Source organism: Nocardia sp. NPDC050175 (assembly GCF_044459885.1).
In the GTDB taxonomy this organism is placed as follows: domain Bacteria; phylum Actinomycetota; class Actinomycetes; order Mycobacteriales; family Mycobacteriaceae; genus Nocardia.
This window is the reverse complement of the sequence record NZ_JBITJI010000016.1, coordinates 17,894-42,048: the sequence shown is the minus strand read 5'-3', so window position 1 is coordinate 42,048 and position 24,155 is coordinate 17,894. Positions and strand designations below refer to the sequence as shown.

24 protein-coding genes are annotated in these 24,155 nt (G+C 66.1%); 10 read left to right on the top strand and 14 right to left on the bottom strand.

What is annotated here, in order from left to right:
- The first annotated feature begins 45 nt into the window (after nt 1–45).
- Nucleotides 46–3,660: a transcription-repair coupling factor gene (mfd, locus tag ACIBK2_RS38750; RefSeq protein WP_396975030.1), complete on the top strand. Its 3,615-nt coding sequence runs from the start codon at nt 46–48 to the stop codon at nt 3,658–3,660.
- Between the two features lie 187 nt (nt 3,661–3,847).
- Nucleotides 3,848–4,480: a MazG family protein gene (locus ACIBK2_RS38745; protein WP_396975329.1), complete on the top strand. Its 633-nt coding sequence runs from the start codon at nt 3,848–3,850 to the stop codon at nt 4,478–4,480.
- Here the strand turns inward: ACIBK2_RS38745 and ACIBK2_RS38740 are convergent.
- From ACIBK2_RS38740 to ACIBK2_RS38710, 7 genes are all read right to left on the bottom strand, one after another.
- Nucleotides 4,474–5,091: a peptide deformylase gene (locus tag ACIBK2_RS38740; RefSeq protein ID WP_396975028.1), complete on the bottom strand. Its 618-nt coding sequence runs from the start codon at nt 5,089–5,091 to the stop codon at nt 4,474–4,476. The genes ACIBK2_RS38745 and ACIBK2_RS38740 overlap by 7 nt on opposite strands.
- Nucleotides 5,092–5,558: 467 nt before the next feature.
- Nucleotides 5,559–6,326 (bottom strand): ESX secretion-associated protein EspG, encoded by a 768-nt coding sequence (locus ACIBK2_RS38735; protein WP_396975026.1) that lies wholly within the window; start codon nt 6,324–6,326, stop codon nt 5,559–5,561.
- Between the two features lie 65 nt (nt 6,327–6,391).
- Complete coding sequence (locus ACIBK2_RS38730) at nt 6,392–7,627, bottom strand: WXG100 family type VII secretion target (protein ID WP_396975025.1); 1,236 nt, start codon at nt 7,625–7,627, stop codon at nt 6,392–6,394.
- Complete coding sequence (locus tag ACIBK2_RS38725; protein WP_396975023.1) at nt 7,624–8,100, bottom strand: hypothetical protein; 477 nt, start codon at nt 8,098–8,100, stop codon at nt 7,624–7,626. The genes ACIBK2_RS38730 and ACIBK2_RS38725 overlap by 4 nt, the downstream gene beginning before the upstream one ends.
- A 34-nt stretch (nt 8,101–8,134) precedes the next feature.
- Nucleotides 8,135–8,701, bottom strand: a complete 567-nt coding sequence (locus tag ACIBK2_RS38720) for a DUF3558 domain-containing protein (RefSeq protein WP_396975021.1) — start codon at nt 8,699–8,701, stop codon at nt 8,135–8,137.
- 122 nt (nt 8,702–8,823) lie between these two features.
- Nucleotides 8,824–9,339, bottom strand: a complete 516-nt coding sequence (locus ACIBK2_RS38715; protein WP_396975019.1) for a DUF4254 domain-containing protein — start codon at nt 9,337–9,339, stop codon at nt 8,824–8,826.
- Nucleotides 9,246–9,704, bottom strand: coding sequence for a DNA-directed RNA polymerase subunit beta (locus tag ACIBK2_RS38710; RefSeq protein WP_396975018.1), 459 nt, complete (start codon nt 9,702–9,704; stop codon nt 9,246–9,248). Before ACIBK2_RS38710 ends, ACIBK2_RS38715 begins: the two co-directional genes overlap by 94 nt.
- Before the next feature lie 214 nt (nt 9,705–9,918).
- Here ACIBK2_RS38710 and ACIBK2_RS38705 point away from each other — a divergent pair, with 214 nt between their 5' ends.
- From ACIBK2_RS38705 to ACIBK2_RS38685, 5 genes are all read left to right on the top strand, one after another.
- Nucleotides 9,919–10,806 (top strand): helix-turn-helix domain-containing protein, encoded by an 888-nt coding sequence (locus ACIBK2_RS38705; RefSeq protein WP_396975016.1) that lies wholly within the window; start codon nt 9,919–9,921, stop codon nt 10,804–10,806.
- Nucleotides 10,803–11,009, top strand: a complete 207-nt coding sequence (locus tag ACIBK2_RS38700) for a DUF397 domain-containing protein (protein WP_396975014.1) — start codon at nt 10,803–10,805, stop codon at nt 11,007–11,009. The genes ACIBK2_RS38705 and ACIBK2_RS38700 overlap by 4 nt, the downstream gene beginning before the upstream one ends.
- 36 nt (nt 11,010–11,045) lie before the next feature.
- Entirely contained in the window at nt 11,046–11,513 is a 468-nt protein-coding gene (locus ACIBK2_RS38695) for an NUDIX hydrolase (protein ID WP_396975012.1), read from the top strand.
- 90 nt (nt 11,514–11,603) lie between these two features.
- Nucleotides 11,604–12,707 carry a glycerol dehydrogenase gene (locus tag ACIBK2_RS38690; protein WP_396975010.1) on the top strand — a complete coding sequence of 368 codons (1,104 nt, stop codon included), beginning with the start codon at nt 11,604–11,606 and terminating at the stop codon, nt 12,705–12,707.
- 190 nt (nt 12,708–12,897) lie between these two features.
- Nucleotides 12,898–13,851: a phosphodiesterase gene (locus tag ACIBK2_RS38685; RefSeq protein ID WP_396975008.1), complete on the top strand. Its 954-nt coding sequence runs from the start codon at nt 12,898–12,900 to the stop codon at nt 13,849–13,851.
- On the opposite strand, the gene ACIBK2_RS38680 is transcribed toward ACIBK2_RS38685, so the two are convergent.
- On the bottom strand, nt 13,799–15,262 hold the full coding sequence (locus ACIBK2_RS38680) for a stealth family protein (RefSeq protein ID WP_396975327.1): 1,464 nt from the start codon (nt 15,260–15,262) through the stop codon (nt 13,799–13,801). The genes ACIBK2_RS38685 and ACIBK2_RS38680 overlap by 53 nt on opposite strands.
- A 645-nt stretch (nt 15,263–15,907) precedes the next feature.
- Between ACIBK2_RS38680 and ACIBK2_RS38675 the strand changes: the two genes are divergently transcribed.
- The 3 genes from ACIBK2_RS38675 (at nt 15,908) to ACIBK2_RS38665 (ending at nt 17,626) form a co-directional block, all read left to right on the top strand.
- The gene (locus tag ACIBK2_RS38675) at nt 15,908–16,360 is read left to right on the top strand and encodes a flavodoxin domain-containing protein (protein ID WP_396975006.1); all 453 of its coding nucleotides are present in this window, start codon (nt 15,908–15,910) and stop codon (nt 16,358–16,360) included.
- Between the two features lie 121 nt (nt 16,361–16,481).
- Entirely contained in the window at nt 16,482–16,973 is a 492-nt protein-coding gene (locus tag ACIBK2_RS38670; protein ID WP_396975325.1) for a pyridoxamine 5'-phosphate oxidase family protein, read from the top strand.
- A 77-nt stretch (nt 16,974–17,050) separates the two neighbouring features.
- The gene (locus ACIBK2_RS38665; protein ID WP_396975004.1) at nt 17,051–17,626 is read left to right on the top strand and encodes a TerD family protein; all 576 of its coding nucleotides are present in this window, start codon (nt 17,051–17,053) and stop codon (nt 17,624–17,626) included.
- A 66-nt stretch (nt 17,627–17,692) separates the two neighbouring features.
- On the opposite strand, the gene ACIBK2_RS38660 is transcribed toward ACIBK2_RS38665, so the two are convergent.
- The 6 genes from ACIBK2_RS38660 to ACIBK2_RS38635 are packed head-to-tail and all read right to left on the bottom strand — an operon-like array spanning nt 17,693 to nt 23,961.
- The gene (locus tag ACIBK2_RS38660; RefSeq protein ID WP_396975002.1) at nt 17,693–19,105 is read right to left on the bottom strand and encodes an MATE family efflux transporter; all 1,413 of its coding nucleotides are present in this window, start codon (nt 19,103–19,105) and stop codon (nt 17,693–17,695) included.
- Complete coding sequence (locus ACIBK2_RS38655; RefSeq protein ID WP_396975000.1) at nt 19,102–19,359, bottom strand: hypothetical protein; 258 nt, start codon at nt 19,357–19,359, stop codon at nt 19,102–19,104. Before ACIBK2_RS38655 ends, ACIBK2_RS38660 begins: the two co-directional genes overlap by 4 nt.
- Nucleotides 19,356–20,393 carry a PLP-dependent cysteine synthase family protein gene (locus ACIBK2_RS38650; RefSeq protein ID WP_396974998.1) on the bottom strand — a complete coding sequence of 346 codons (1,038 nt, stop codon included), beginning with the start codon at nt 20,391–20,393 and terminating at the stop codon, nt 19,356–19,358. Before ACIBK2_RS38650 ends, ACIBK2_RS38655 begins: the two co-directional genes overlap by 4 nt.
- Nucleotides 20,394–20,427: 34 nt before the next feature.
- Complete coding sequence (locus ACIBK2_RS38645) at nt 20,428–21,786, bottom strand: alanine racemase (protein ID WP_396974996.1); 1,359 nt, start codon at nt 21,784–21,786, stop codon at nt 20,428–20,430.
- Nucleotides 21,777–22,787, bottom strand: coding sequence for an ornithine cyclodeaminase family protein (locus ACIBK2_RS38640; protein WP_396974994.1), 1,011 nt, complete (start codon nt 22,785–22,787; stop codon nt 21,777–21,779). Before ACIBK2_RS38640 ends, ACIBK2_RS38645 begins: the two co-directional genes overlap by 10 nt.
- Nucleotides 22,759–23,961: a TauD/TfdA family dioxygenase gene (locus ACIBK2_RS38635; protein WP_396974993.1), complete on the bottom strand. Its 1,203-nt coding sequence runs from the start codon at nt 23,959–23,961 to the stop codon at nt 22,759–22,761. Before ACIBK2_RS38635 ends, ACIBK2_RS38640 begins: the two co-directional genes overlap by 29 nt.
- Nucleotides 23,962–24,155 lie beyond the last annotated feature (194 nt).

Below are 24,155 nucleotides of genomic sequence, written 5' to 3'. Positions count from 1 at the left end.
TTCTGCCTGTTGCTCGAAATACCCGGCTTGAGCTCAGGAGTTGTGATGCCGACCCATCGTCCACCGCTTGCGGGACTCGCGGCGGTCGCCGGTGCCGATGCCGCCCTGCGGACCGTCACCGAGCTGGTCGGTAAGTCCTCGGTCGAGCTGGTCGGGCCGTCCGGCGTGCGGGCGTTCGTGGCCGCGACGATCGTGGCGCAACGGCCGCTGGTCGTGGTGACCGCGACCGGGCGTGAGGCGGACGATCTGACGGTCGAACTCGAGGAAATGCTCGGTTCGGCGGTCGCGCAGTTCCCGTCTTGGGAAACCCTGCCGCACGAGCGGTTGTCCCCGGGCGCCGACACCGTCGGGCGCAGGCTCGAAGTGCTGCGCAGGCTGGCCCATCCGGAAGACCCGGCTTTCCCCGAACCGTTGCGCGTGGTGGTCACCACCGTGCGGTCGCTCATGCAGCCGATGGCGGGCAGTCTCGGCCACATCGAGCCGATCGTGCTGCGCGTCGGCGCCGAGCTCGACTTCGACGAATTGCTCACGCGCCTGGTCGAATTCGCCTACAGCCGGGTCGACATGGTCGGCAAACGCGGCGAGTTCGCGGTGCGCGGCGGCATCCTCGACCTGTTCCCGCCCACCGCCGATCATCCGGTGCGGGTGGAGTTCTGGGGCGACGAGGTGACCGAGCTGCGCCCGTTCGCCGTCGCGGACCAGCGCTCGCTGACCGAGGTGTCGGTCGATGTCGTTGTCGCGCCGCCCTGTCGCGAACTGCTGCTCACCGCCGATGTGCGCGAGCGCGCGGCCGAGGTCGCCGTCGACTACGCGTCCGACGCCGCCCTCGTCGAGATGCTGGAGAAGCTGGCCAACGGCGTCCCGGTGGACGGCATGGAGGCGTTGCTGCCGGTGCTGAAGCCGGGCGAACTGCGGCTGCTGACCGAGGTGCTGCCCGAGGGCACCCATCTGCTGCTGTGCGATCCGGAGAAGATCCGCACTCGCGCCGCCGATCTGGTGCGCACCGGTGAGGAGTTCCTGGAGGCGTCCTGGACGGCGGCCTCGTTCGGGGCGGATGCTCCGCTCGGCGCGCACGGCCTGGATCTGGCTGCTTCCGGCTATCAGGCGCTGCCCGATGTGCACGCCAGCGCGGACGAGCGCGGCCTGCCCTGGTGGACGCTGAGCCCGCTCACCTCCGGCATCCCCGCCGAGGTGGTGCTGCCGGTGCTGGCCGGGCCGACCGCCCGCGGCTCCGATGAACTCGTCGCGACCATCTTCGCCTCGCTGCGCGCGCACGTGGCGACCGGCGGCCGGGCGGTGGTCGTCGTGGCCGGACACGGTACGGCGCAACGCATTCTGGAACGGCTCGCCGACGCCGACGTGCCCGCCGCGACGCTGGAACCCGGTGCCGAACCGAGCAACGGAGTCGTCGGCGTGCTGTGCGGTTCGCTGCACGACGGTCTGATCTTCGACGACGCCGGACTGGTCGTCGTCGCCGAATCCGATCTCACCGGCAACCGGATGACCGCGCCCGGCGACGGCAAGCGGCTGCCCGCCAAGCGCCGCAACCAGGTCGATCCGCTCGCATTGAACGCGGGCGACATGGTGGTGCACGACCAGCACGGCATCGGGCGATTCGTCGAGATGATCGAGCGCACCATCGGCGGCGCGCGCCGCGAATACCTCGTCATCGAATACGCGCCCGGCAAGCGTGGTCAGCCGGGCGACCGGCTGTTCGTGCCGATGGAGTCGCTGGATCAGCTGTCCCGCTACGTCGGCGGCGAGTTGCCGAGCCTGTCCAAGCTCGGCGGGTCCGACTGGGCCAACACGAAACGCAAGGCGCGCAAGGCTGTTCGGGAGATCGCCGGCGAGCTGGTGCAGCTGTACGCCGCGCGCCAGGCCGCGCCCGGGCACGCGTTCGGCCCCGACACCCCGTGGCAGCAGGAGATGGAGGACGCGTTCGCGTTCACCGAGACCGTCGATCAGATGACCGCCATCGCCGAGGTCAAGTCGGACATGGAGAAGCCGGTTCCGATGGACCGGGTGGTGTGTGGCGACGTCGGCTACGGCAAGACCGAGATCGCCGTGCGCGCCGCGTTCAAGGCGGTGCAGGACGGTAAGCAGGTCGTCGTGCTGGTGCCGACAACCCTGCTCGCGCAACAACATCTGCAGACCTTCACCGAACGCGTCGCCGGTTTCCCGATCAACGTGAAGGGCCTGTCCCGGTTCACCGATCCGGCCGACGCCCGCGCCGTGCAGGAGGGCATGGCCGACGGCACCGTCGACATCGTGGTCGGCACGCACCGTTTGCTGCAGACCGGCGTGCGCTGGAAGGACCTCGGGCTCGTCGTGGTCGACGAGGAGCAGCGCTTCGGTGTCGAACACAAGGAACACATCAAGGCGCTGCGCACCCACGTCGACGTGCTGACCATGTCCGCGACGCCGATTCCGCGCACCCTGGAGATGAGCCTGGCAGGCATCCGCGAGATGTCGACCATCCTCACCCCGCCCGAGGAGCGGCACCCGGTGCTCACCTACGTCGGCGCCTACAACGACAAGCAGGTCACCGCCGCCATCCGGCGCGAGCTGCTGCGCGACGGCCAGGTCTTCTACGTGCACAACCGGGTGTCCTCGATCGACAAGGCCGCCAAGCGGATTCGCGAACTGGTGCCCGAGGCCAGGGTCGCCGTCGCGCACGGTCAGATGAACGAGGACGCCCTCGAGTCCACCGTCGAGGGCTTCTGGGAGCGCGAATTCGACGTGCTCGTCTGCACCACCATCATCGAGACCGGCCTCGACATCTCCAACGCCAACACCCTGCTCGTGGAACGCGCCGACGCCCTCGGCCTTTCGCAGCTGCATCAGCTGCGTGGCCGGGTCGGCCGCAGCCGGGAACGCGGCTACGCCTACTTCCTGTACCCGCCGGAGAAGCCGCTCACCGAAACCGCCTACGACCGCCTCGCCACCATCGCGCAGAACTCCGACCTCGGCGCGGGCATGGCCGTCGCGATGAAGGACCTCGAAATCCGCGGCGCGGGCAACGTACTCGGCGCCGAACAGTCCGGTCACGTCGCCGGCGTCGGCTTCGACCTCTACGTCCGGCTGGTCGGCGAGGCCGTCGAGGCCTACCGCGCCGCCGCCGACGGCAGGCCCATCACCACCGAGGAACCCAAGGAAATGCGCATCGACCTCCCCGTCGACGCGCACATCCCGCCCGACTACATCGGCAGCGACCGCCTGCGCCTCGAGGGATACCGCAAACTCGCCTCCGCCCAGGACGATTCGGCCCTCGCCTCCGTCGTCGAGGAACTCGTCGACCGCTACGGTCCGCTCCCGGTCGAGGTCGGCCGCCTGGTCTCCGTCGCGAAACTCCGCCTGCTGGCCCGCGAATACGAGGTCACCGAAATCGCGGTCACCGGAACCACCCTCAAGGTCTCCCCGCTGCACCTACCCGACTCGAAACAGATGCGCCTCAAACGCATCTACCCCAGCGCCAGCTACCGCGCCGCCAGCGGCGTGATCTCGCTGCCACTGCCGCGCGTCGAAGACAGCGTCGGCGCCGAACGCGTCCGCGACGTAGTGCTCCTGCAATTCGTCGCCGATCTCTTGCTCGCTCTGGACGGAAAAGCCCAGGGCGCAGTAGATCTCACCACCGCGACCGAGGTCTCGGCCGCGCGATGAGCGAGCGAACAACAAGCGCAGCTGCCCCGGCACTCGTGCCGGAGCCGAGCGTCAGCGAGGCGCAGGCATGAGTGCTGATCGTGATGAGGCGGTGTTACGTGCCGCTCGCCATGCTGCTAGCCAGCTGAACGGGACCCCGTCCGATACTGCGGTAGTGGCAGCGGGTTTGACCAACGCCGTCGAAGTCATGGACCGCCTCTGGAATTTCGGCGGTTGGGAAGTAACCCAAACCCACGACTCGTTGCGCCCCTACCTCCTCGAGGAAACCTACGAACTTCTCGACGCCATCCAGCACAACGACGCGGAGACCATCAAGGAAGAACTGGGCGACCTCCTGCTCCAGGTCCTCTTCCACTCCCGAATCGCCCAAGCGGCAGGCGAATTCACCGTTAACGATGTAGCCGCGGCTCTGGTGGCCAAACTCGTCAACCGCAGCCCCTACCTCCGCGACACCCAATTCGCCGCTGACACCACCCTCGAAGAAAAGATCGCGGCGCAGGAAAGCGCTTGGGAAGAACGCAAATCCGCCGAGAAGTCCCGCCGCTCCTGCCTCGACGGTATCGCCATGGCCCAACCCGCCCTGGCCCTCGCCGAAAAGATCCGCGACCGCAGCAGCAAAGCGGGCCTCCCCGAAGACCTGGTTCCCACCGACCTCCGCGTCGTGCACCTCGGCCTCCCCGACAGCGCCGAGGAACGCCTCCGCAAAGCCACCCTCACCTTCGCCGCCGCCATCCGCGCCACCGAGGACGCGGCGGAAGCCGATCGCGGGGAACGACTTCCGCTTGCCGGTGACGACTGGCGCAAGTACTGGGTTCACTGAGACGAGACGGGCGGAGTATCCACGATCTCGGTGAGGGTGCCGGGTTCGGCTTTGTCGACATAGAGGACGCCGTTGAGATGGTCCGTCTCGTGCTGCACGATGCGGGCAGGCCACCCGCTGAACTCCGCGAGCCGGGATGTTCCACCGAGATCGGTGAAGCGCAGCGTGACGTCGGCGTGGCGGCGTACCACCGCGTGGTATCCGGTGACGCTCAGGCAGCCCTCGGGGAAGTCGGCGGTGCGCAGTGAAGAGGGCGTGTACGTCGGATTCGCGATCACGAGGAACTCCTGCGGATAGCGCTCACGGGCCGTAGCGATCTCCTCGCTGACCGCAGCAGAGTCCTCGATCACCGCCAACTGCACCGGCAGGCCGATCTGCGGAGCGGCCAACCCGACACCGGGAGCCGCATGCATCGTCCGCCGCATCAGCTCGACAAGCGCCGCCAGCTCCTTCTCGTCCAGCTGCCCCTCGTACCGTTGCGCGACGGTACGCAGCCCAGGATCGTCGTCAACCTGCACTATCGGCGCAACCCCGTCACCGTACCGATCCAACAACTCCCTGACCCGACGCCGCAAACCAGCCGCGTCATCACCTTCAACCGGCGTCACCATGACCTACTCCTCGCCTCGAACTCGCTACGACCGTCGACAATGCCACACCCGTCACAGGGCCGTTGGATGGCCAGAAGCCTGAGCTCAGGGCAGGTTGGCTTTGGCCAGAATCGATTTCAGGAGCGGTAGCTGTGCTTCACAACTGGCATGCGATCTGTCGTCCGAATCTATTGTGGTCTTTTTCCCGTCCGGATCAATCACGACGTTCATGTTGGCGTCGCGGAATATCATCCGCACACTGCATTTGCCACCCTTCTCCTCTGAGACCGTGGCCTTTCGCCCATCAATGTCGAGCTCGCGAACCACAGCCCACGCTGGAATTGGCGTTGAGTTGACGAGGTCGCGATCTGGGAGGCTGAAAATGGAAATCGCCCTGGCCGCAGCTAGTTGACAGTGTGAGTGCTGACAGGGACGCGACTGCCACGGTGAGCGAAAGAACGTGCTGTACAACCGACTTCGAGGGGCGACTACCAGGCATCGTCTTCGTCCTCCCGGAGCCGTTGCACAGCCTTATCGATCCAGGTCGTGAAGTGGGTGGCGAGATCCTGGGGGGCGGTGGGGCGGATCTTGATCTGGTCTATCTTGCGGGCTTCGGTGTAGCGGCCGTCGTCGGTGATGTCGTACCACTGCAAGGTTTCCCACGGCTCGGGGCGGTCGAGGATTGAGCCGGTGTAGAGGGCGGCGCTGCCGCCGCCGTCGGAGGGGCGACCGAGGAGACGGCGATAGCGTTCGCGGGGGCTGGTTCGGGGGTCTTCCGCGTAGTGGCCGTCGCGGGGTGGTTTGGTGTCGTCCTCGTGGAAGGTGGCCGGCGGGTGGGTGCCGGGGTTGGCAGGTAAGAGCCAGTTGATGATTCGGGTGGGGAGGTGTTCGGGGCGGCACATGCGCAGGCGGATGGGGCCGTCGGTGTCGTCGATGACGGATTGGGAGAGGACGACGGCGTGGTGGGGGTTGCGGGCTCCGAGGATGCGGTACTGGCGGATCGCGGCGTTCTTTGTCCGTGTTGTGCCGCCGAGGATTTCGATGCGTACGTTCGAGGTCGTCAGGGTGTGGATGGCGAGACGGATCTGGTCCATTTCGTCGAATGAGTAGCTGTTGCAGATCTTTTCGCGATGCGCGTGGAAATCTTCGAGGTAGCGGAAACGGCTGAGGTAGTGCAATGGGCGTGGGAAGCGGTCGTTGGCGTCGCTGTACCAGAGGGCGGCGAAATCGTCTGGTTCCCAAGTCCATTCAGCCATGTGTGATCCATTCAGTAATGCGAGGTAGCGCAGTAGATCTGTGCTTGTACGGTGGAGTCGGGTGCTCAGCGGTCGGTGCCTGGCGGATCTTCTGCGGGCTTTACCTGGGCTGAGGCGTATTTCGCACCGAGCACGCCACCCGGAATTGTTCGAGGCGTTTCACCGAGGAGTTCGAGGGTGTTCTCCTCGTTCTTGAGGTAGTCGGGAGTTTGGTGCTCCGACTCGTCCTCGCCTTTGCCGCGGCCGCCACCGGGGGACATCATGCCGGGGGAGCCTGCTGCGCCGCGGGCAGCGGTGGCACCAGCGGGAACCGTTGATCTGGTGGTTGTTCCCGGTGCGCCAGGAGTGCCGGGAATGCTGCGGCCCGGGCCACCTGGTTGCTTCGAAGGACTTCCCGGACTGCCGGGGCTGCCAGGACTTCGCGGAGTGAGGCCTGTCGGGACGCCCGGAGTTGTCGGGTGAGTGGTGGAGGGCGTGGTCGGCGTGGTGGTAGTGGGAGACTTCGGCGTAGTCGACGTCGTATCGGCGGGGGTGGTGCTCGCGGCCGTCGTCTGCTGCTTTGCGGGATCGGTCGGGCTCTGGTTTTGGTTCGGCTTGTCGGAGGTGGGCTTGTCCTCCGTGGGGTTGCCGGACTCGTCTTTCTTCTGGTCGTCAGGAGTTTGGCCGGGCTGATTGGGTTGGCCCGTGCGGTTATTGGGGTCGGTTGAGTGGTCGCTGGTGCCCGGAGGGTGGGTTCCGGGGACGACGGGCGGGACGTCCGACTGTTGAACGAGGTCGACTGGGCGCGGCAAAACTGGCAGAGACTTGTCAGCTTGGGCTAGCCCGTCGACGTAGTAGGTGCGCATGATGGTTCGCGCTTGTTCTTCGGCGTCGTTGCGCTGGTTTTCAAAGCGGGAGCGCATGAATGGCCACGCGTTGGGGTTGTACCAACGGGGGTTGTCTTTGCGCTCGGGTATCCCCGTTTTGACGTCGACGGCAGCCTGGGCGGTGTCGGTGATGACCTTGCTGACGGAACCAAAAGTGCTGGTGAGCTGGTCGGCCTTTGTCGTGTAGTTGACGATTGCCTTCTTCGAAGCCTCCGCGGCTTGGCCTTCCCACGACTCGGCGATGGACGACATCATGCGCTGGCGGAACGTTTGCAGTCCATCAGTCCACTTCTGCTGCGCCTGCAGGTATTTCGTGGCGGCGTCGTTAGCGGTGGTGGTGTCGACCGGTGCGAAGGCATCGCGGATTTCCGTGTGCCGGAATCCTTCTGGGTTCTCGGTCCGCGGCGGAATCTGAGGCGGCTCGGTCCCGGTCATTTGTTGTCTCCAGGGATCGGGCCGGTGACGCCGGGTTGGCCGTTGCGGTCGGGGAATTGGTTGAGCCGGGCAATTTCGGCGTTGAAGCGCGCGGACCATTCGGCGTCTTGCGCGAGGAAGCGGTCGCGGATGGTGGCGTGCAGCTGGCGAATGTCTTCGACGGCGCGGAAGTGCTCATCCAAGACAGTGTTGAAGTCATCGCCGCCAGGGTGGCCCATGGACTTCGCGCGGAAGCGATTTGCCATCGTGGGTGCGGATGTCAGTTTCGAACCTGATTGATCTCCGAAGCCCCATGTTCCGATTCGGGCGACCTGCTGCACATCCTTCTGAATATCCCGGATGACTTCCTTGAACGCGTTGCACTCGTATTCGATCTTCGCGAACTGCTCGGGTTCCATCCGAACGGAGACAGCTCCGTCACGGGCCTGAGTTATCAGGCTCGCCAATGGGCTCGGCGGTGCTTCATCGGCCATCGTGTCCCTCCCGCTGGATCTTTCAGTGCGTGGCTTACGCGCCGGCAGGTATAGCGGGCGCGACCTTGTCAGCCAGTGTCCGCGCAATCTGGCACGCGTCCATTTGTCCGGTATCGGGAGCAGACTTCGGGTTGTCGACCAAGAGGTCGAGACTGCCGCCCTTCATCTCAACGTTGACTACGCAGGACGAATCGCCAAGATCCTCGCGCGAGGACGTAGCCCGTCGACCTGCGGAGGTGAACTCTTGGGTATCCGTGAAGTGCTTGGCCCGTACCGAGTCGAGAGTGATGTTCGAGGTCGTGATGGCAACCGAGTAGCCGTTACCGCCGCGGACAACCCAACCGCAGCCTCTCCACATAACCCCGCCTTTGCCTGTGTCGTCGCGCCCGGTGGCTTTGAGATTCTCCGAGGCCAGCACATCTGCAGGTATTCCTGTGCACGGATCGAACCCATGTGGCACGTCCGCTGCCAAGGATGGTGCGGTACCGCTGGTCGTCGAGGTGCTCGGCGGGCCGTCGTTGCCGTCCTGGCAGCCAGCCAGAGCCAGCGTGACACCCAAAGCAAGGGTTATCGCACGCAGCTTGTTTCCCCTGCTCAACATCGGCGTCCCCTTCGCAGCCCAGCTGACGACATGAGTATGGGGCATGTTCTCCCCCCTATAACTATGGGGCAGACCCTACCGCTCGGCTCGAAGTGACTGCAAGCAACGAGAGTGGCTCGCGGCTACTGGCAGCCTGGCAGTCGGCGGCGGCCTGAGTTGACGTCTGTGGCGAGGTCCTCGTATCCGATCGCTAGTTCGGCGAGGCGCTCCCACGCATCCCAGAGATCCCATTCGCAGGCACTGGTGAGAGCGGCGTACGCGGCCGCGGTCAGTTGAGCGAGGCGGTCGATTACTTCGCCGACTGTTTCTGTATGTACCGAGGCGGCACCGTGGGATGGCGGTAGTTGTTTGTCGAGCCAGTTGTCGACGGTGCGGACCAGGGCGGTGCGTTGTCGATCTGTTTCCTCGTGCGCGCAGCAATTCTCGGAGAGTCTGCGTTCGTGCAGGACTGTGAGAGCGCGGGCGGTGTGGAGTAAGGGGTGGTCGATCGGCAGGTCTCCTCGACATGCTTGTAGCAGTTGGTTTTTCGTTGGGAACGGATTGTTCAACGGAGAGGCTCCCGGGGTGCGCTGGCTTGCACCGCTGCGATGATCGTCAGTCCGGACGGGCGGAAGGTGTCGAGGGGTGGGATCACCCATTGCCGGTGCGCGGGGCCATCGGCGGGGGATGGCAGGGCGATTTCGCCGCCGTAGGGAACGATCGAGACGTTGAGGTGCAGTAGGGCGGGAGCTAGGCGGATGTCGTTCGGTAAGTCGGGCCGGACGAGGTAGGTCCAGCGATGCGAGCGGATGTGCGCGATGATCGGGCCGAGGGTGAATCGCCTGTGCAGCAAGTCATCTCGTACTCGCTGGCCGAGGGCTGCGGGCATGGTGATGCCGCCGACCAGGCCCGCCTTGATGACGATACGGCCGATGTCGGGGTGGATTCCGGCGGGTAATCCGCATGTTCGCCGGTAATAGGCGCATCGGGTGGTGGGTGTATCCGCGAACGCCGCAGTGTTCATGGGAGCCTCGCATTGGAATTGGTTGTTTTGGAATTCGCAGGTCCGGAACCTTTGATTCGTGGTCTATTCCGGACTCGCACATAGCAAGAACATCATCGAATGGTCGGCTGATGATCCCGCAGCGAGAATTCTCTGGAAAACGCTCCGAATTCCCAGATGAAGTGCCACCCTGAAACCGCTTGTTTCCCATGGCAAGACGACAGCAGGGGTGTACATGATTGATGAAGGCGGCTCGACCCTCCCGCGACGCCAGCTCGGGCGGTATCTCCGTGACGGGCGTAATGAGACCGGCCTGACTCTCGAGCAGGTCGGAGTAATGATGCAGTGGAGCAAAAGCAAGCTCTCGCGCATCGAGAAGGCCGAAGGAGGCGGGACGCTGCGGCATGTCGATATCCGAGAGCTATGTCGTATCTATGAATTCGATGACGAGATGACGGCGGCTATGGTCGCCTTGGCTGAACAATCTGATGAGAAGTGCTGGTGGCACACGTTCGACGACGTGATTCGTAACAGCCTGAACATGTACGTGGGTCTTGAAACCGCGGCCAGTTCGCTGACGATATTCCGGCCCGATCTGGTCCCTGGTCTGTTCCAGACTGCGGAATATGCTCGCGCACTTGATCACATCTACTTCCCGGACGACTCGCCCGAAGAGTTGGATCGGCGGTTCCAGCTAAGGATCAAGCGCCAGAGCATGATCGAGCGCCGCGCCCAGCCGGTGGCAGTAGACATGGTGTTGCACGAATCGGTGCTGAGGACCTTGGTCGGGACTCAGAAGATCATGTCCGGCCAGCTGCGACATCTCGCCGACACCAGCACGCGGGACAACGTGACCGTTCGAATCCTTCCTTTCGAGGCGGGTTTTCCGATCGGCACTCCGGTCGGGCCGTACGTGATTCTGGACTTCGGCGTAGATACCAAAGGCAGGGAGAACGCCCCGACCGTCGTTTACGTCGAGGGATGCACTGGTGACATGTACCTTGAAAGAGAGCAAGACACGAAGGTGTACCGCGCAGCGTCTCATGCAATACGACAGGCAGCGCTCGACGCTGTGGCTTCAAGAGGTCTTTTGCGGCGGACAGCGAAGGAGTTGGCAGCATGAAGGTCGAGTTGGCCACCGCTGAGTGGTTCAAGAGTAGCCACAGCTCCGGCGGGGGAGAGTGTGTCGAGGTCGCGTTCCTAGACAGCGACATGATCGGCGTCCGCGACTCCAAGAACCCCGCAGGCCCGGCCCTGATCTTCACTCCTACCGAGTGGGCCACCTTCACTGCCAGCGTCACCGCTGGCGAGTTCGGCCGTCCGTAACTGACTTTGGAGCCCACAGCCGAGCAAGTCGAACCGGTGGCGCGCACCAGCGTGCGACTGCTGCTTGTCGACGACAAGGACCGCCTACTGCTGTTCGTCAGTCATGACGACTCCGACGGCCACCCGTATTGGTATCCGATCGGCGGCGGTATCGAGCCGGGGGAGTCACTGGCGGAGACGGCGGCCCGGGAGGCGCGGGAAGAGACCGGGCTCAGCGAATTCCAGTTGGGCCCAGAGGTTTGGCGGCGTCGTGCGACTGCCTCGTGGGGCGGCGTCACGTACGACTGCCGGGAGCACTACTTCTTCGTCCGTGTCGCTGCCTTCGATGTCGATACCTCGGGTTTCACCGAGAACGAGCGCGAGACGGTCAAGGGTCACCACTGGTGGACGCTGGACGAGATGAGCGCGACCGACGATCGACTGGTGCCGAGGGACTTGCGGTTGCTGATGGGTGACCTGCTGGTTTCCGGGCCGCCCGATGAGCTGATCTTTCTGACGACCTAGCGCGTAGCGTTGGGCGGGACGAATGGCGGCGGTTGGGCAGTGGTGTGCACCGGATTCGGCACGGCTCGACCTGAGATCGGGAGGTCTTGGATGTTGAGTGTGTTTTCTTCGCCGGGGCATTACGTGCAGGGGCGAGCGGCGACGGAACAGCTCGGGGCGGAGATGGCTCACCTGGGGATCGGCGGGCCGGTCACGATCGTGGCGGGGCGTAGTGCGCAGCGGTTGCTGACCGAGACGTGGGATCGGGCGTTGACGGACGCGAAAATCGCTTATTCCGTGCATCTTTCGAACGGGGAGTGCACGAGGGCGGAGATCGCCAGGATCACCGCGGGCGTGCAGGAGAACGGCAGCACCGTCGTTTTGGGCGCTGGCGGTGGCAAGGTGCTCGACTCGGCGCGAGTTGTCGCCGACGACCTCGGCCTGCCGATGATCAGTTGCCCGACCACCGCGTCGAGCGATGCCCCGTGCAGCGCGTTGTCCGTGATCTACACCGACGCAGGCGAAGTCGAGACTTCGCAACTGCTCCGCCGCAACCCGGCGCTCGTCCTCGTCGACACCTCCGTCATCGCCCAGGCGCCCGCGCGGCTGCTCGCCTCCGGCATGGGTGACGCGCTCGCCACCTGGTTCGAGGCGCGTACCTGCTCCGCCGCGCAGGTACGCAACCTGCGCGGCGGCGCGTCCACCCGTAGCGCGACCGCTCTCGCCGAGCTCTGCTACCACACGCTGCTGGCGGACGGCCCGCAGGCGCTGGCCGCCGTGCGCGAGCACGCCATCACCCCGGCCTTCGAGCGGATCGTCGAAGCCAACACCCTGCTGTCCGGTCTCGGCTTCGAATCCTCCGGTCTGGCCGCCGCGCACGCCGTCCACAACGGGCTGACCGCCGCACCGCAGACCCATGAGTTCCTGCACGGTGAGAAGGTCGCCTTCGGCGTCGTCACCCAGCTGGTCCTGGAAGGTGCGCCCGCCACCGAGATCAACACGGTCCTCGACTTCTGCACCGAGATCGGCCTGCCCACCACGCTCGCCGCGCTCGGCTTGGCCGACGCCGACGCAGCGACCTTGGCCGCGATCGCCACCCGCGCCACCGCGCCGAACGAGTCGATGCACAACGAACCCTTCACCGTCGACGCCGCGATGACCGTCGACGCCCTCCGCGCCGCCGACGCGGTCGGTCGCGCCCACCAACGGCAGTGAACCGCGTCACTAACGAACCACAGCCCGGTCAACGTCCGAGCACTTCGGCGGGATTTCGACATAGAAACCTCACCTTCCCGCAAGCATGTCGTCACCGTCCGTCGGGAAACCTGTCAGTAGTCCTTCGCTATTGTGGCGGTGGAACCCGAAGCCAATGGCGGGCAATCCGCCGGGGAGGACGTTCGGTCCGGTGCACATCAGCAGAGTCGCGGAGCACCCGCGACCGGATCATGTGTTGTTCCACTTCAGCGACACCCACGTGATTGCCGGCGACGGCGATCTATACGGTGACGTCGACGCGGACCAGCGATTACGCCAGTTACTAGAGCAGGCCGCGGCCAGTCGGATCCAGCCGACCGCGATCGTGTTCACCGGCGACCTCACCGACAAGGGTGAGCCCGCGGCGTACGACAAGCTCAAGGCTCTCATCGAGCCATTCGCGAGAAGTTTGCCAGCACCCATCGTGTGGGTGGCCGGAAACCACGACGACCGCAGTCTGCTCCGCCGAAAGCTACTCGGTGAGCGCGCCTCGACCGCCCCGCTGGACCGGGTCCATCTGATCGACGGCCTGCGCATCATCGCCCTGGACACCTCGGTCCCCGGCCACCACTACGGCGAGATCTCCGACGAACAGCTGGATTGGCTGCGTTCCGTGCTCGCCGAACCGGCCCCATTCGGCACCATCCTGGCCATGCACCATCCGCCCGTGCCCTGCGTGCTCGACCTCGCGGTCACCGTCGAACTACGTGACCAGCGCAAGCTGGCCGATGTGCTCGACGGCAGCGACGTCCGCGCCATCCTGGCCGGCCACCTGCACTTCTCCACCAACGCGACCTTCGCGGGCATCCCCGTCTCGGTGGCCTCGGCGACCTGCTACAGCCAGGATCTCGGCGTCGAGCAGGGCGGCCAGCGCGGCCGCGACGGCGCGCAGGCCTTCAACTACGTGCACATCTACCCGGACACCGTGGTGCACTCGGTGGTCCCGATCGATCGCGGCGCGACGGTCGGCAAGCCGTCGACCGCTGAAGAGGCCGCCCGGACACTCGCGGCGGAGGGGATTGTCATCCCGCCCGCCGCGCGCATCCCGCATGTCATGCGGCGCCGGGCGACGACTCCGGAAACAGATGACGAGTCGGTGCGCTGAGCTGTTCCCACGGCGCCGGATCGGGGAAGTAGCGCGACAGGAACTCCGAAACCGCAAGTACCCGATCGTTTTCAGAGATCTCGGGGAAACTTCCGTCGTTCAGGCAGAAGAAGTCGACGTTGCGTTTCCGCGCGATCCCGTCCAGCAGCGCCAGGCCCTTGTGGCTCGTCGTGTCGACGTAACGCACCTTCGCCGTCTCCTGCGGCACCGCACGTCCGGTCAGCATCGCGTAGTAGTGATACAGCGAGTTGGTGACGGAAATGTCGGTGGCCGAACGGAACCGGCTGGTCCTGGTCCGCGCGAAGTCGGCGGCGAACTGCTCTTCCATCTCCAGTAGCACGCTGCGGCGCAACGGAACCGGCGTGTGCTCGAGATGCCGGGAGATGATGTGCCCGAACCGCTCGGCGAGCAGTTCCCGGTTCACCCGTGCGGCGTTCTCGAAACCGCTGCGCCGCTCGTTGTTGCGACCCGGCCCGATCCTGGTGTCCGCCTCGATGAACCGGCTGATGCCCGCCGAGGTGAAGAACATCGACGGCCGCACCGGACGGGCGAAGAACATGTCGTCGTTGGAGTACAGGAAGTGCTCGCTGAGCCCCTCGATGTGCTGCAACTGTGATTCCACCGCATGGGAATTGAAGGTCGGCAGCCCGCTGGTGTCCGAAAAGTGGTCCAGCGCACGGACAACCGTCACCCGGGGATGATCGGCGAGCCAGCCGGGCATGGTGGAGTCGGTGGCGATGAAGATCCGCCGGATCCATGGCGCGTTCTTATCCACCGACCGCAGTGCGTATTTCAGCTCGTCGATCTGCCGGATGCGGGCGTCCGCGTCGTCACCTTCGCCGACCACCACCTGCGCGAGCATGCCCGCGCGGCGGGCCCGGAACTCCGGGTCCGAACCGTCCACCCAGGAAAACACCAGGTCAATGTCGAAGCTCACGTCGCTCGGCTGCGGCGCGAACATGTCCACCAGGGTCGGCCAGGCCCGATCGAACAGCAGCACCTGCGTCTGCTCGACATCGGCCAGGTCGAACATGGTGCGGGTCAACGCGTTCGGGCGCGGGCACTCGACCGTGTCGCCGTGGTACTGCCACAGCTCCAGGTCGACCCGATGGGCCGGGTCGCTGTCGCGGCCGATCCGGAAGACGTTGTGCTGCACCTCTTCACACGCGAAACCGGCGGCGATCGCACCGGCCGTCACCCGGCGCACCATCAGGTGATGCGCCGCGTCGGTGGCCAGCACCAGTCGCTGCCCGCGGTCGCGCACCAGCAGGAACGGCACTTCCGCCGCTGCCAGTTCGGAGCGCAGGTAGCCTAAATCCTCGATCATCGAGGCCGATACGACGAGGTTGCCCGCCATCGGCAGGGCCACCATTTCTACTGTTGCGGGATTTACCGCCCCCATGTCCATCATCAGCTTGTTCTCCACATTCGTTCGTGCTCCGTTGGGGCCGACTACCGAGGCACCGCGCCGGAGCCGAGCGGCCGCACCGCCGACGTCGTGAGGTCGGCCGTGCAGTGCCGCGCCCGGCGCGGTCGCATTCAGAAGTGGGGCACGATGCCGTAGCGCAGGAACGAAGTGATCACACGGTATGTAGACGACAGGTAAACCATTCGTTTTCACCTCACTCACGGCAGAACGCACAAGCGTCAATTGGGGTGTGCTGCATCCGTGCGCGCGGGCGAGAACGACCGAGCGTGCGCACGGGAGACAGCACGCTGGGCCGGACAATCATCGGCCGGCAAAGAGAAGATGTCCCAGACAACAATGGGGACTGTACGAATGATGCATCGACGGTGACATTTCGTCAATCGGGACACTCCGTCTCACCCGCTGCCGTTCCGCTGCCTCTGGCGCCGCCCCTGCGCCTCGACGGGCTCGCTTGGCCTGGTAATAGCCACTTATCGGCCCGTTTCGGGCTGCGATGCACCGGCTCAGCTGGGCAGTTGTCGTGACAGGCATCATGCCCGGACGACGAAGGAGTGGCGACGGATCGGCAAGTTAATTAGGCTAGCCTCACCAACATTGTAAGGACCTGTGGAGAAGGGAGTGCACGCTGTGCGCGTCGTCATTCTGTTCGGATCCGAGATGGGCACGGCCGAGACCGTCGCAGACAGCGTCGCCGACGCGCTCTCGGCGCACGACGTCTCGGTCTACGACCTGGGCGATTTCGCCGTCGACGACCTCGATGTGCACGACTTCCACGTCATCGTGTGCTCCACCTATGGCGACGGTGATCTGCCGACCAGCGCGGAACCGTTCTTCGACGAGCTCACCGCGGCCGCGCCCGATCTGACCGGCCTGAACTTCGCCGTCTTCGGCCTCGGCGACAGCATCTACGGCGACACCTTCAACCGCGGCGGCGAGATCGCGGCCGAGCAGCTCATCGAGTGCGGGGCCACTCAGATCGGCGAGCACGCGCGCCACGACGCGTCGACCGAAATCCGGGCCAAGGACATGGCCCGCGACTGGGCGGCGACGTTGCCCATCCCCGCGCTCGCCTCGGCCTGATAGTCGGCTGAGAGCAGTCCGGACATAGGGTGCAGCGCCAGCGGACAAGCGGCCCAGCACTTTAGACTGCTATCAAGCGCGGCACAGCCCGTCGCGCTCGACGATCCATGAGGTGACGAAGATGGTAGCCGGAGCGAGCCACGTGCAACGTCAAGACCACTCGACAGATCACGAAGATCATCCCGAGCTGGACGTGCTTCCGGAATGGCCCCAGGAAACGATCGCGGTGCTGGTGACCACCGACCCCGGACCACATGCGATCCCGGTGTCCTGGCCGGTGCGGGCCGGCGATCGGCACATTCTGCTCAGTCTCAAGTTCGATCGCGGGTCGCTGGCTCGATTACGTGAACGCCCGCAGGTGGCGCTGCTGATTCTCGGTGGCGGCAACGTCGCGCTGTGCGCACGGGGTACCGCGCGGGTCATCGCGGAGGAGATGCCCGACGCCGCCGACTATGTGGCGGTCCGGATCGATGTCGAGGCGATCGATGACCATCGGCAGTCGGCCTTCGCGGTCGCCAACGGCATTCAGCGCACCGTGCTGGACCCGACCGAACTGCATGCGCTGGAAGGTCGCGTGAGCACGCTGCGCTCCTGGGCGAACGACCAAAACTGAACCGGCATAACAGTTTCGGGACTCACGATGATAATCGGGAATGAAGGCGGCGCGGACGGGCCGCACGAAAGGGATTCATGAGCGTCACATTGGCCAAAGGCGGAAATGTTTCGCTGTCTAAGCAGGCAGCCAACCTGACCAAGGTCGCGGTAGGACTCGGCTGGGACGTGCGCACCACCACGGGCGCCGACTACGACCTGGACGCCAGCGCGCTGGCCACCGGGCCGAACCTGAAGGTGCTGTCGGATCAGCATTTCGTCTTCTACAACAACCTGCGTTCGCCCGAGGGCTCGATCGAGCACACCGGCGACAACCTGACCGGCGAGGGCGAAGGCGACGACGAGGTGATCAACGTCGACCTCAGCGCCACCCCGCCGACCATCACCAACATCTTCTTCCCGGTGTCCATCCACGACGCCGACGCGCGCAGCCAGTCGTTCGGGCAGATCCGCAACGCGTTCATCCGGGTCACCGACGCGGCGACCGGCGTGGAACTGGCCCGCTACGACCTCACCGAGGACGCCTCGACCGAAACCGCGATGGTGTTCGGCGAGCTGTACCGGCACAACAACGAGTGGAAGTTCCGCGCCATCGGCCAGGGGTACGCCTCGGGGCTTGCGGGTATCGCCCGCGATTACGGCGTGCATATCTGACCGATCGCGGCACGGATCTTCCGGAACCTGCCTGCCCGCAGGACATCTGGAAGATCCGCCCAGCGATCAGCTCGGGCTGCTGAGGCTTTCCGGCGCCTCCGCGATCACCTGCGGGCGGTCGCGTTCTCTGCTGTCGAGCAGCGCGAAGTAGCGGCGGAGCATGAGGCAGGCCGTGGTGGCCAAGCCCGCGGTGAGACCCCACCAGACGCCCGCCGCGCCGAGACCGACCGGGAAGGCCAGCAGTAGCGCCACCGGCAGGCCGACACACCAGTAACCGATGACCGACAGGCGGAAGCCCGCGTTGGTTTCCTTCAATCCGCGCAGCAGTCCGGTGCCGATGTTCTGCGCGGCATCGAAGAACTGCAGCACGATGCCGATCAGCAACAGGGTGTGCGCGATCTGAATGGTGTCGGTGTCGCTCGAATTCAAGAACGGGCGCAGCACGAGATCGGGCGCGATCACGTACACCGCGCCGGTGATCGCGGCGACGACGGCGACATGGCGCAGCGCGAGCCAGGCCAATGCCCTGGCGTGCTGGTACTCGTCGCGGGTGACGGCATGGCTGACCAGGATCGACGCCCCGTGCGACAAGCCGATGGCGACCTGGAACACGATGTAGATGATCTGGTAGACGATGTTGTGCGCGGCCAGCGCCGCCGGGCCGATGCTGCCCATGACGAGGGCGAGCACCGAAAACATGCCTGCCTCAGAGCCATAGGTGAGCGCGATCGGTGCGCCGAGGCGCAGTTCGGCGCGGACGGTGGATCGACGCACCGGCCACGGTCGCACCGGCAGCGTCGCGCCTAGTCGGGCGTCGCGTCGCACCATCGCCCAGAACACCGCGAAGGTGATCAGGAAGACCAGCGAGGTCGCCACGCCGATACCGGTGAGGCCGAGCTCGGGCAGTCCGCCGCGGCCATGGATAAAGGCAAGTGCCAGCACCAGATTCAGCAGCACCGAGCCGAGCGTGACCAGTAGTAACGCCTGTGGGCGTTGCATGCCGACGGTGTATTGCCGCAGCACCTGGAACCACAGGCAGGGCAGCAGACCCGGCGCCAGCGCGACCATCAGCGGCCGCGCGTCGGCCAGCACCCCGGCGTCCTGGCCGAGCCATTGCAGCGCCCAGCCGAGTCCGATGAGCAGTGCGCCACCCGCGATGCCGGCGAGCGTCGCGATCAGGAAGCTCGACCGCAGCACATCTTTGATCTCGTCATCGGGGGATTCGCCCCGTTTACCGGCCGAACTCACCGCGGTGGCGATCTGATTGCCGCTGGCGGTGATCAACCCGACGCACATGGTGCGAATCTGATTGAACAGCGCGATCGCCAGCCCGCCCGCGGCCACCTGCTGCACGCCGAGCGTGCCCATCAGCACAACATTGGTGGTGGACACCGCGATCTGCGCCAACTGCGTCATCGCGATGGGCGTGGCAAGCGCGGTCAGCCGACCACTGTCGGCCCGGTAGCCCGACAAATTCACCGGGCCACCTCCGCACGCTCGGATCCGCCGCCGCGCACGTTCTCGCCGGCTGCGCACGAAATTGCCGGCAATTCCGTGCGCGGCAGACTGTTTCGCGCGCGGCGCCGATCACCGGCTGCCGGAACGGGCAGCGTCGTCGGCTGGGCGATCCAAGTGCTGCGCACGTTTTGTTCTGGTGCGTACTGAATTGCTGGCAATTTCGGGCGCGGCGGGCTGATCAGTGCGCGGCTTTGCGGCGCGTACCGGCCCTTCATCGCGCCTCGACGAGTTCGGCGGGGCGGCGGGTGGCGGGGGCATAGTGCTGCAGCATTGTTCGTACCTCGGCTTCGGCGGCGGGGTCGAGCAGGTCGCGTTCGGACATCCAGGCGTCGTCGAAGACCGTGTCCAGGTACTTCTCGCCGCCGTCACAGACCAGGGTGACAATCGTTGAGCCGGGCGGGAATTCGTCGAGACGGCGGAGCGCGGCATGCACCGAGCCGCCCGCCGAACCGCCGATCATCAGGCCGAGCTCGGCGGCGACCGCGCGGGCGGTGGCGAAGGCGTCCACGTCGGTCACCTTGACGCCCTCGTCCAGCAGCGAGTAGTCCACCGCGGTGCCGATGGTGGCGCCGGGCGGGGTGCCGGTGCCGGACTGCCAGTACGGGCCGCCCTCGCCGCCGAACGCGATCGAGCCGACCGGCTCGACGCCGATCACCCGTGCCGGGCAACCGAGTTGGCGCAGCCGGGTCGCGGTGCCGAACAGCGAACCGCCGGTGCCGACCGAGGAGAGCAGGATATCGACCCGCTCCACGTCCTCCAGCAATTCTTCGGCGACCGCGTAGTAGCCGACCGCGTTGGCGTCGTTGTTGTGCTGCTCGGTGAAGTACGCGTCCGGCCGGGCGGCCGCCATCGCCTCGGCCAGGTCTTCCCGGGCCGAGGTCGCCAGGTTGTCGTCGCCGTCGTCGGCGACGAACACCAATTCCGCACCCATTGCTCGCATAGCGCGCAGCTTGTCCTTACATGCGTGATGATCGACCACTGCGGTAAAGCGATACCCACGTTCGGCAGCTACTACCGCGAGACCGAGCCCGGTGTTCCCGGAGGTGGACTCGATGATATGCCCGCCACTTCTCAGCAAACCGCGACGCTCCGCATCGAGGACCATCTCGCGGGCCATCCGGATCTTGGCCGTGCCGGTCGGGTTGAACTGCTCGAGCTTGAGCAGTAACCGGGTGCCGGTGGACGTCGCCGCCAGTTCGAACAGCGGCGTGCGGCCGATCAGATCCGTCACGCGCGTGACGAGCGGCATGGAGTTTCTCCTCGTTCAGGTGGGGGGTGGGGTGTCAGCCGTCGAGCGTCCAGCGGAACCGATCGCCCTCCGCGTCGTGCAGCACGACCTTCGGCGGGATCGGCAGGTCATGGAAGGCGGATTCGTTCGAATCCATTTGGTAACCGGCGGTATTGGGGTAGATCAGCAGGTCGCCGACCGCGGCGGCGCGTGGCAGCGGGACGCGTCGCCAGCTGAGCATGTCGGAATCCAGGCAGGTGGCGGCGCCGACGCTGGTCGGGGCCGGGGTGCCGGGTCGCGCGGGCCACAGCAGCGGGTCGGGCAGGTATTCGCTGTCGAACCACTGCTCGGACAGGCTCAAACTCGTGCCGTCGACGGTGAGCAGGCAGTACGGCGCACCGTCGGCGTGCCGGATCTTGCTGCCCTGTACCCGGAAGACGGTGAATCCGGCGTGCGCGAGCAGCGCGCGGCCCGGCTCGATCGCGAGCCGGATGGTGTGGTCGCGCAGCCGCTGTGCGAGCCCGTCGTGCGCGAGGATCGCCGCGAGCATCGCCGGGCCGGGGGCCGGAAAGTGATAGGGGTAGTACGAGTCGAACGACTTGCCCGAGTGGAACCACCGCCGGTCGACGTGTTCGGTGAACTCCGCCCACGCCGCGGCGGGCACGTAGTCGACGCCGAAGCCGCCGCCGATCGACAGCGTGGTGGCGGGATGGCCGAGTGTCCGCGCGTGTAGGCAGCGGGCGATCAGCTCGCGGGCGGACTCGGCCCGTGCCACGGCGTCGTAGCCGGACAGGTGAAAGCTGAAGCCCTCCAGGCGGATCGATTCGCGGCCGGCCAAGGCGGTCAACGCGTGGTCGATCTCGGCCTCGGTCATCCCGAACCGGCTGGCCGACGCGGCGGGCAGCATGCGGAGCAGGACCCTGGCGGGTGTGGCCGAGGTGCCCAGTGCGGCAAGGCGTTCGAGCTCACCGAGGTCGTCGACGGCGATCAGTGCACCGTGCCGAGTGGCCAGCCAGAGCAGGTCGTCGGACTTCGCAGGCCCGGTCACCATCAGCTCGGCACCGCGAACACCTTGTGCGAGCGCGGCTGTCAGCTCGCCGGTACTGGAAACGTCAACGCCGGCATCATTTTCCGCGCAGGCGCGCGCGACGGCGGCGGACTTGTTCGCCTTCTTGCCGTAGTAGATGAACCCATCGATCCCCGCCTGCTCGAACACCGCGCGGAAATCTCGAATATTGCGGCCCACCAGCGGTGGATACATCACGTGGAACGGCCCGCCCACGGCAAAGCCGATGTCGCCCAGCAGATTCGGGTCGTCGAGCGCGCGGCGTTCCCACTCGGCCAGGTGCGCCGGGACCGGGGCGGCGCTGATCGAATCGCGCGTCACCCCGACCCCGCCGACGTCTAATCCCACAGGGGCACCTCCGTGCCACGGCCGTCCGCGATGGCTCGTTCGGCGAGGGCGTGCGCGACGGCGATGTCGGTCAGCACCAGCCCGCTGTTGTAGACGAAGATGCGCTCGTCGTCCGAGCGTCGCGCGACCGCGCGACGGGTGAGGATCTGCGGCAGCTCGGCGTCCACCGCGCGCAGCCTTCCGTCCGGCCCGACCATGTCGGTGCCGGTCAACGCCATTTGCTCAGCGCTGGTGGCGATTACCCGGTCCGCGTCGATCAGGGTCGAGGGGGCCAGGCCGTAGCCGACCAGCACCACCGTCGAACCCGGTGCGAGATCACCGGATTCGAGCGCCACCTCGGTGCCGGGACCTGCGGTGGCCAGCACCACGTCCGCGGTGGCCGCGGCGACCTTCGGGTCCTCGACCGTTTCGAGCAGCGCGTGCGGGTGGTATTCCGCGAGGTGCCGGTGCACCGCGTCCAATCCTTCGGGATGGGTGCCGTACAGCATCAGTTTGCGCAGCTGCGGGTTCGCGGCGAGCAAGTGCGGCAACGCGTTTCGGCCCTGGGTGCCGGTGCCGATCAGCAGCACGCTCTCCGCGCCGCGGCGGACGGTCTCGCGCACCAGCAGCGCCGACACCGCCGGGGTGCGCAGCGCGCCGACCCTGGAGCAGTCCATCATCGCGATCGGCGCGCCGGTGCTGTCGTCGTAGAGCGTGATGGTCGTGTAGTAGCGCTTGGTGCTGCGATCGTGACCGGGGTCGAACTTGTACGACGTCTTCATCGCGACCACGCGACGGCGACCGTCCCGGCCGAGCATCGCGTACGACACCGACCAGCCGTCCGGGTTGGCCACGCTGAGTTTGCGTGGGTTGTCTGAATCACCGGCGGCGAACGCGAGATACGCGTCCTCCACCGCGCGCACGACATCGCCGGGCGTGATCGGCACGCCCGCCAAGTCGCTGCGGCTCAGCACCCGTAAAGGGGTGCTGCGGTCACGGATGTTCAAAGGGTCCTCGATCATGTGCTGCTTCCCGCTCTATCGCCACCGGATGGTTCGCCCGGTGTTCGTCCGTACGGGCTGGTTCGCAGCCGCCGGACACGAACGCGGAATTCACTGCTGCTCGGAACGGGGCGACGATCCGTTGCCCGTATCCATTCTCGTCGGCCTCCTCGGCCCGCCGTGGTCGATCAGGCAGGCGGACGTTCACCCGCTTCAACCAGCGGTCGGTGCCGTCATAGCGCGCGACGAACGGTACTCGACCATGCACCGCGACATCGTTGTCCACCAGCAGCACCTCGCCGGGGACGAGCGCGGCCGTCATGCAGACGCGTTCCAGCTCGGCGGTGAGCCTGGCGTAGGCGGCGCGGAATTCGGCGGTGGCGTCGTCGAGCGGGGTGTAGGCCGGGTCGTAGCGCAGCGTCGCCTCGTCCGGGCCCGCCGAACTCCACAGCGTAGGAAGCGGCGCGGCCGAATATCGTTCGTGCCCAGAGCCGTACGAGACGTCGGGCAGGATCGGCAGGGTGGCGGTGCTCAGCAATCGCCGCTGGTCGGCGGTTAGCTCGACCCGCCGGACCGAGGACACCGTGGTGCCGACCATGTCCGGATTGCGTAGGCAGCCGAGCATCAGCAGGTTGGCGCGCTCGGGGTGGAAGGCGTCCTCGGAGTGCGGGCTGAGCAGGGTCTTGCTGCTCGCGCCGGACTGTTCGTGCTCGTGGCCGGGCGAGGGCAGGATGTTGTTGACCAGCCGTCCGCCCTGCTGGCCGTGCCAGCCGAAAGGCTCACCGGCGCAACGGGCGAGCAGCAGCATCACCAGGTCGAACTCGAACGAGCGCGCGCGCAGGGCGGCGGTGCCGCTCCACTGGGCGGCCTCGCGCCAGCTCGGCGGGGTCGGGCCGAATTCGGCATCGGTGAGCGGGAGTCTGCTCACGATGGTCGCGCCTGCCGCGGTGGCGGGCGGGCGCATGGTGCGGCGGACGTCAGCGGGTAATTCGGTGACTCGGGCGTCGATCCGCGCGATCAGGGCCGGATCGGTCAGCGTGCTGGCCAGCGCGGCGGCGTCGTGCGGCGTCGAATCCAGTGTGGTAGATATCTCTCGCGCGAGCTCACGCACCGCACGCCCGGCGGCGGCGGGGAGCTCACGACGTTCGATATCCTGCGGGTGAAGCGTCTTACGTTCGGAGAGAACGCCTTTCACCGAGGGAGTCCCTTCTTCGCATCGTTCGAAAAGAGCAGGAGTGACGTCGATCTGCGAAGCTATCTGTTCTGGCAGCGTTAAGCAAGGCTTACCTAAGCGAGTCCGCTAAAAATAGCAGAAACGAATAAATACGGTGAAGTGTCGCTCGATCTGCGGCGGCGTGCCGCCGAACCTTTTAGGCTAGCCTGTCCTGA